The sequence below is a fragment of the Acinetobacter sp. Brlt_5 genome, from assembly GCF_051949055.1.
Lineage (GTDB): Bacteria > Pseudomonadota > Gammaproteobacteria > Pseudomonadales > Moraxellaceae > Acinetobacter > Acinetobacter indicus.
Genome location: NZ_JAYJLP010000032.1, coordinates 1 through 6097, shown reverse-complemented (window position 1 = coordinate 6097; position 6097 = coordinate 1). Strand labels below are relative to the sequence as shown.

At 32.7% G+C, this 6097-nt stretch carries 8 protein-coding genes; 4 read left to right on the top strand and 4 right to left on the bottom strand.

What is annotated here, in order from left to right:
• Positions 1-135: 135 nt before the first annotated feature.
• Positions 136-306 (top strand): hypothetical protein, encoded by a 171-nt coding sequence (locus tag VF685_RS13810; RefSeq protein WP_171249271.1) that lies wholly within the window; start codon positions 136-138, stop codon positions 304-306.
• A 20-nt stretch (positions 307-326) separates the two neighbouring features.
• Here VF685_RS13810 and VF685_RS13805 read toward each other — a convergent pair whose 3' ends face one another.
• Complete coding sequence (locus VF685_RS13805; RefSeq protein WP_046206309.1) at positions 327-662, bottom strand: hypothetical protein; 336 nt, start codon at positions 660-662, stop codon at positions 327-329.
• Positions 663-689: 27 nt separating this feature from the next.
• Positions 690-1199, bottom strand: coding sequence for a hypothetical protein (locus tag VF685_RS13800; RefSeq protein ID WP_046206310.1), 510 nt, complete (start codon positions 1197-1199; stop codon positions 690-692).
• 442 nt (positions 1200-1641) lie between these two features.
• On the opposite strand from VF685_RS13800, the gene VF685_RS13795 reads away from it, so the two are divergent.
• Genes VF685_RS13795 through VF685_RS13785 form a run of 3 tightly spaced genes read left to right on the top strand, consistent with a single transcriptional unit; the run spans position 1642 to position 3558 of the window.
• Positions 1642-2634, top strand: a complete 993-nt coding sequence (locus tag VF685_RS13795) for a hypothetical protein (RefSeq protein WP_121973992.1) — start codon at positions 1642-1644, stop codon at positions 2632-2634.
• On the top strand, positions 2627-2977 hold the full coding sequence (locus tag VF685_RS13790; RefSeq protein ID WP_121973991.1) for an STAS-like domain-containing protein: 351 nt from the start codon (positions 2627-2629) through the stop codon (positions 2975-2977). Before VF685_RS13795 ends, VF685_RS13790 begins: the two co-directional genes overlap by 8 nt.
• A 5-nt stretch (positions 2978-2982) precedes the next feature.
• Positions 2983-3558: a hypothetical protein gene (locus VF685_RS13785; protein ID WP_121973990.1), complete on the top strand. Its 576-nt coding sequence runs from the start codon at positions 2983-2985 to the stop codon at positions 3556-3558.
• Positions 3559-3746: 188 nt separating this feature from the next.
• Here the strand turns inward: VF685_RS13785 and VF685_RS13780 are convergent, their stop codons facing one another.
• Together VF685_RS13780 and repM are read right to left on the bottom strand one after the other, a co-directional pair.
• Positions 3747-4292 carry a plasmid replication DNA-binding protein gene (locus tag VF685_RS13780; RefSeq protein WP_118901246.1) on the bottom strand — a complete coding sequence of 182 codons (546 nt, stop codon included), beginning with the start codon at positions 4290-4292 and terminating at the stop codon, positions 3747-3749.
• A gap of 63 nt (positions 4293-4355) precedes the next feature.
• On the bottom strand, positions 4356-5249 hold the full coding sequence (gene repM, locus VF685_RS13775) for a replication initiation protein RepM (RefSeq protein WP_001038666.1): 894 nt from the start codon (positions 5247-5249) through the stop codon (positions 4356-4358).
• Between the last annotated feature and the right edge of the window lie 848 nt (positions 5250-6097).

Genomic DNA, 6097 nt, shown 5'->3' with positions numbered 1-6097 from the left:
GGATTTTAGTAGTACATACATGATGCTTTTATGGTTATTAATGAAAAATGGTGCTTCTAAAGACGAAATTAGAAGTATGCAAGCTAAGGCCGCTAATTATGCGGAACAAAACTTTTCTTCTAAGGAATCTTAATTTTGGACAATATTATTCAACTTTTAAAACCATGTACGCTTTGTGGAAATGGACAGAATGTACAGCTTTTTGCCGGGTTGATGCTGTGTGAAAGTTGTCAGGAAAATATCAGGCTTACAAATCCAGGTATGTTCTCTGCCAATGATAAGATTGAACAGAAAGCTCAGGATTAACCTGAGCCTTTGCATAAAAATTAACAGCGGCCTGCTGCTTTCAATAGAGCATTACATTGCTTATCACTACTTTGTTTTACAGAATTAGAACCCGAACAAACTGCCTGGGAACTAATAGCTCCTCCAACTGTTGTGATATAACATTGATGTGATTTTTTTCCTACAGTGGCTACAAAGTTTATCGTGCCATCAATAGATCCTTCTCTACTTGATATGGTCACTTTGTCTGAAGTTGTATTTAAAGCAAAAGCTGCCTTTTGTTCTAAAGTTTGATCCTGGATGACCATATTTCCGACTGTGCCGCATCCTACAAAAAGAGATGCAAATAACAATGGTAAAAATTTGAAATTTTTCATAAATTTTCCTAAATATATTTAAATAAGTTAGATTCCAAAACTACAATTAGGAATTTCTTTCTGGAGCTCTCGATAGTTATCTTTAATTTTATCCTGTTCGACTTTTTGAGCATCTCGCGCAAAAATATTGAATGCTTTAGCTTCCTCTCTATATTTCAATCTTAAGCTTTCGCAGTTTTTCTTATGTGTGATCATCTGTTTTGCATCATCTTCACTAATTTTGGTATAGCGTTGATTACTAATTCGCAGTGTTTTTCCATCATCAGATAAGTTGAATGTGATAACTGCTAAACCGTTATTCACACCAAGTTCTTTTTCTTTCTTCTCTAAAACCGTTCCTGATTTTTTATTTCCAAACCAATCAGTTTCTGAAAGAATATTCTCATTTACGATGTAAGTTTCTTTGCCCTCTTTATAGATTTCTAAAACTTTTGGATATTTTGTATCTTCAAGTTGCCAGTAACCAACATATTTATCATGAGGTTTGGAACATGCTGTTAAAGCTAAAGCAACTAAAGTAAGGAAAAATATTTTCATGATTTGCTCAGACAAATTAGATTTTAAAAGGTCATAAGAATAGAGTATTTTTCAAGTATGTCTAAGGACATAAAAAACCAGATTTGTATAGCTAAAGTAATGAAAAAAAACACTATTATTTTATTTCAATCTCTAGATTATATGTTTATAACAAATTGGCTATCTGGTAAGTCGATCATTATTCTTAGTGTTATCAGTTTTATGTATTTTAGATTTTTTATATATTGTTCTTAAGCAAGGCGGAAAGTTAATAAAATAATTATGACCTATCTAGCCACGTGATTTAGGGTCAATTTTTATCTCTCCCAACCCTTGGTTGGGATTTTTGCCTGAGATTTCGCATAAGAGATTTTATGTTAAATCCTTTTATATATTTCTTTTATTAGTTCATTTGTATAAGATCATATCTGCTCGATTACCGTCTAAAAAACAAGGATTTTTTGTGAAAAAGCCTAATCAAAAAGCTATTCTTCGTCAGAAAAAATCAGATTTAAAAATAAGAAAGGAAGGTAAAAAAAGATCACATACTTATATCGGCTTAATAAAATTTTCATCTGTAATCTCATTAGCTAAAATGGGTCATAGAGAAAAATTTCTAGAAACTATAAGAAAAATAAAGCTGAGAGATAGAGCTAATAAGAGTTTATATCTTAATTTTAAGGATGTAGAACTATTGTTGCCAGAAGGCGTTATTTACCTTTTACATCAATTGGATAAGTTAAAAAATAAAAAAGAATTACTAGGACGAACCTCTGATAAGGATGTAGTAAAAGCTATGTTCTCTAGATTAGGCATTCATAGTCTTATTAAACAGCCTCCTTATGTTGGTAAAACTATTAATATTGTTGATAGATGGGAGTGTTTATCGGGAGATAGCGCTGATTTAGGCGAGGAATACGAAAAGATTGAAGAGCAAATAGCTATGATCTTACCAGATAGAAGAGCTAGATTTGTTTTACAAAATGCTATTGCTGAAGCAATCAGTAATGTGATCAATCATGCCTATGATGAAAATGCTCAATATAAGAAATGGTTTTTATTCTTTTGCATAGATAAAGAGAAAAATACATGTCTGATCGTGGTATCAGATGTAGGAAAAACTATTCCGGTAACTATTCCAGTTAAGCTAAGAGATCGTTTATCTATTAATCCAATTGAACTCTTTACTGGTAAAAATGACTCTCAATTGATTGAAATAGCAACAAAATGGAGAAGATCTGCAACAGAAGAGTACCATCGAGGAAAAGGCTTTAATGATATCATGCAGGTTGAATCTGATGTAGATGGTGCAAATGTGATAGTTCTAAGTAGAAAAGGGGCTTGGTCATCTGTCGCTGGTTTAAAAGACTACAAAGATGCTATTGAAGGTACAACTGTAGGATGGGAAATTCCTTTGAATAATGTGAAATTAGTCGCGAGTAAAACTTATGCTTGAAATCAAATATGATGTGGCTAAAGAATATTATCCAAGACCTATGGGTAGAGCTAGAAAAGATGGTCTACATAGTGGTGAACGATTTAGAGAAGAAGTTCTACTACCTTTTTTCCAATCTTTAAAAACGAATCCAAACCAAATTCTTGTTTTAGATTTTAATGGTATATCTACAGCTGGATCTTCTTATCTAGAAGAATCTTTTGGTGGTCTAATTCGTAAAAATGGTTATCGTAAATCTGATTTAAATAGACATCTAAAGATAGTGGTAGATGATGACTTAAAAGAACTTATTACTGATAGAATAGAAAAGTATATTAATGACGCTGAAAGTAAAGTGAAATAAATCATATGGATAAGGAACTATATGTTGTTTGGACGTCACTTCTGCTTTTGTGGTTTTTTTCCATTTGTAGCGTATTAATAAAACCTGATCTTATTCCTTATAATTGGCTAGCTCCTATATTTAAAGCTATTACAGTTGCTATCCCTGTATATGTGTTTTTATTCAGAATAAAAAACTCTTTATTAATGAAATCAATCAAGTCTGCTAATGATCTGTTAATCAAGACCAATGAAACATGTATTAATGTTTTCTTAGATGATGATCCTCAAAAAACTTTTAAAGATATTAAAAAAGTTTCCTTATATTTAACTTATTTAAAATCCGAAGTGAATAATTTTCCCTATGGTGGACCAATTTCAGCTCTTCTTTTTTCAAAAAAGATGAAATTTTTGAAGGAATATGAAAGAGAAGCTCTTAAAGCCTATTCTGATTATTATGAGTTAATTACATTTGATACCATAATTGAAAATAAGACATCTACAATGACAAAAGAAGAGTCGGAAGAGCTAATAGATAGGATAATTCATTCATCTACAATACTTTCTAACATTCTTGAAAAACATCTAAGAAAATATATTTAAGATTTCCTACAATTAACATAATACACCTTATACGAAACGTTTTGTAAAAACCATTTTAAAACAATGCCTTATATCTGTAAAAACAGCCTAAGCACGCTCTCTTAGGCTGTTTTAGTGATTTTTAATGTTCCACGATCAATAAATAAACAATGTTCCACGGTTTTGATTAGTCTGATTAAATAGTCCTATCATCCATAGGGCTTGAAAAAACGGCTCCAGAAGCCCCTTTTTTCAGGCTCTGGTTCAATATGCTCCGGCACTGGAATGCGTTTAATTTCTTGAGTAGTCAATCCGTCCTCATTTGGTTTTTTTGACCGAGGATCTGTTGCTATATCCTGGTCAGATTGCTGCTCTGTAAACGTGCTTATATTGGCTTGTGGTGGCTTCATTTCAATAAGTGTAAGTAGCGTGTCAATACGAGCATTTGCCTTCGTTTCCCGATCTTCTGCTTTTTCCAACTGTTTCTTTAAAAACTCAATCTGATTTTTGAGTTCAACAACTGTATTATCAGTGTATTCAGGTGTATCAATGTTTTGTCTTGGAGACGTATCAAGACGTTTTGAGTTTGTTCCACCAAAAGGCTCACCATAGACACGAAGTAATTCTGAAAAGTCGATAGAACCATCATGATCACGACTTAATACTCCGTTTTTTATATCTTTGTAGAGTGTGGCCCGAGATTTTTTATACAGTGTTGCAGCATCACTAACACTGTATTTTGTACTTGTTTTCATATTGTATTACTGTGTATTAACGATACGTATTGGAGAATACAATAAGTGTATTCTCCAATAAACTCAAAGTTTAAAGCCTAAGTTTTTTAGATAAGGTAAAAACTGTTTTTGCTGTTTTGGATCTCTCAACATATCTTTAATTGTTATAGCTAAATCATCATAGCTTTCACCTTGCTGTGCTAGATGTGATAGTTCATGTAAACGAGAAAGTTGATTTCCAAACATATTAATTTGAGCATCTGTTAGTTTATAAAATTCTTTAGGTACATCTGTATTCTGATGACTAATACTCTTAGTCTTTTCTTTAAATGAAAAAATAATACTAGTAACTTTACGACCAGTCTTTTTTTGTTCATAAGTGACATTTAAAGGGCTGCATTCGTTTATTTGGTCTATAGCAGTATCAATTACTCGTTTCTTGAAATCTGCGAATAAAGGGTACTTTTTACCAAGCTCAAGCATTGTCCGCAAATTCTCAACTGAAATTTCACGCTTACCTATTTGTCGATATTGAACAAGTAGCTCATAAATACGAATACCGTACCCACTATTTATTCCAGCGATGTCTGACAGGGCATATTTGGTGAATTCTCTACTTAGATTAGATATGAAAGGCAGAATTGGTTTTGAAAAACGAATACCAATGACACTTTGACTATCTAGAAATTGAACTTCTTGTACCCATCGCATTTTTATAGACTTGTCATCAATACTGAGGTTAATAGATCGTTCATAGAGTCTATTAATACCTTCCTTTAAATCTCTGTATGCAGTTTTTTCATGTACACCTAATTGCCTTAACTCATTGATACTAACAGGATATAGCTCATCATCTGTAATAGGCTGATTTTTTGGAATCCGTGAAATGGCAGCTAAGACAATTCGTTGCTCTACGGCACTTAATTGATATGAGGCTTCTATTACTTGATTTGATTTTACAACGTGATTTTTATTCAAAATAAAACCATTAATTTTTAATATATGACAAATATATACTTGTCATAGTTGGTAGTCAATCCGTCATAGTTAAGTAGTCAATCCGTCATAGTTAGTAGTCAATCCGTCATAGTTAGTAGTCAATCCGTCATAGTTAAGCTTTAAAACCCTTACTGTATAAGGCATACAGGGGACTGAAAATATTTAAAATATTTAAAATATATTTAAAAAGAGCAAATTGAAAAATTGCCCTTGGTTTTCGCTTCGCTCAAACTCTATTGAACTTCGCTTTCGCTCAGTTCGTCGGGGCAATTTTTTGGTTAATACTTGCGTGACTTTAAGAAAAAGCAAAAGCAACTCGGAATTCGCTTCGCTCATAAAATTTTTTTACTCGCTACGCTCGGTCCAGGAGCAAATTTCTGCATGAAACTTATGCTTTCTTAGGCTAAAGAGAACAAAAAAATGTTTTTCAGAGGGTCTAGGCGCAAATTTTGATAGTTCGCTCGTAGACACTCGCTCTATGCATCTATCTAAAGTCAAAATCCCTCTTTATTTCGCTCTCATTTGCGGTTTTTGAGCTGTTTTCTGTTTTTCGCTATGAGATTATGCTTTTTAGGTAAGGGCTCTTAAATCGCATTTGAACGCTTTCTGTGAAGTTTTTCATAATTAAAATTTTAGGTTGAAATTTTTAACCTGGATGAAGGGACAAAAAAATTGATCTTTTTACGTTTTTCTAAACCAAGAAATAAATACTTTTTTCCATGCAAAACCAAGCACTGGCCCTACGTCACTTTAGCCAATTTTCCAATCCAAGATCCGGCACATGCCGGGATTTTTTTGTCACACACCACGCATCTAACGATGACACT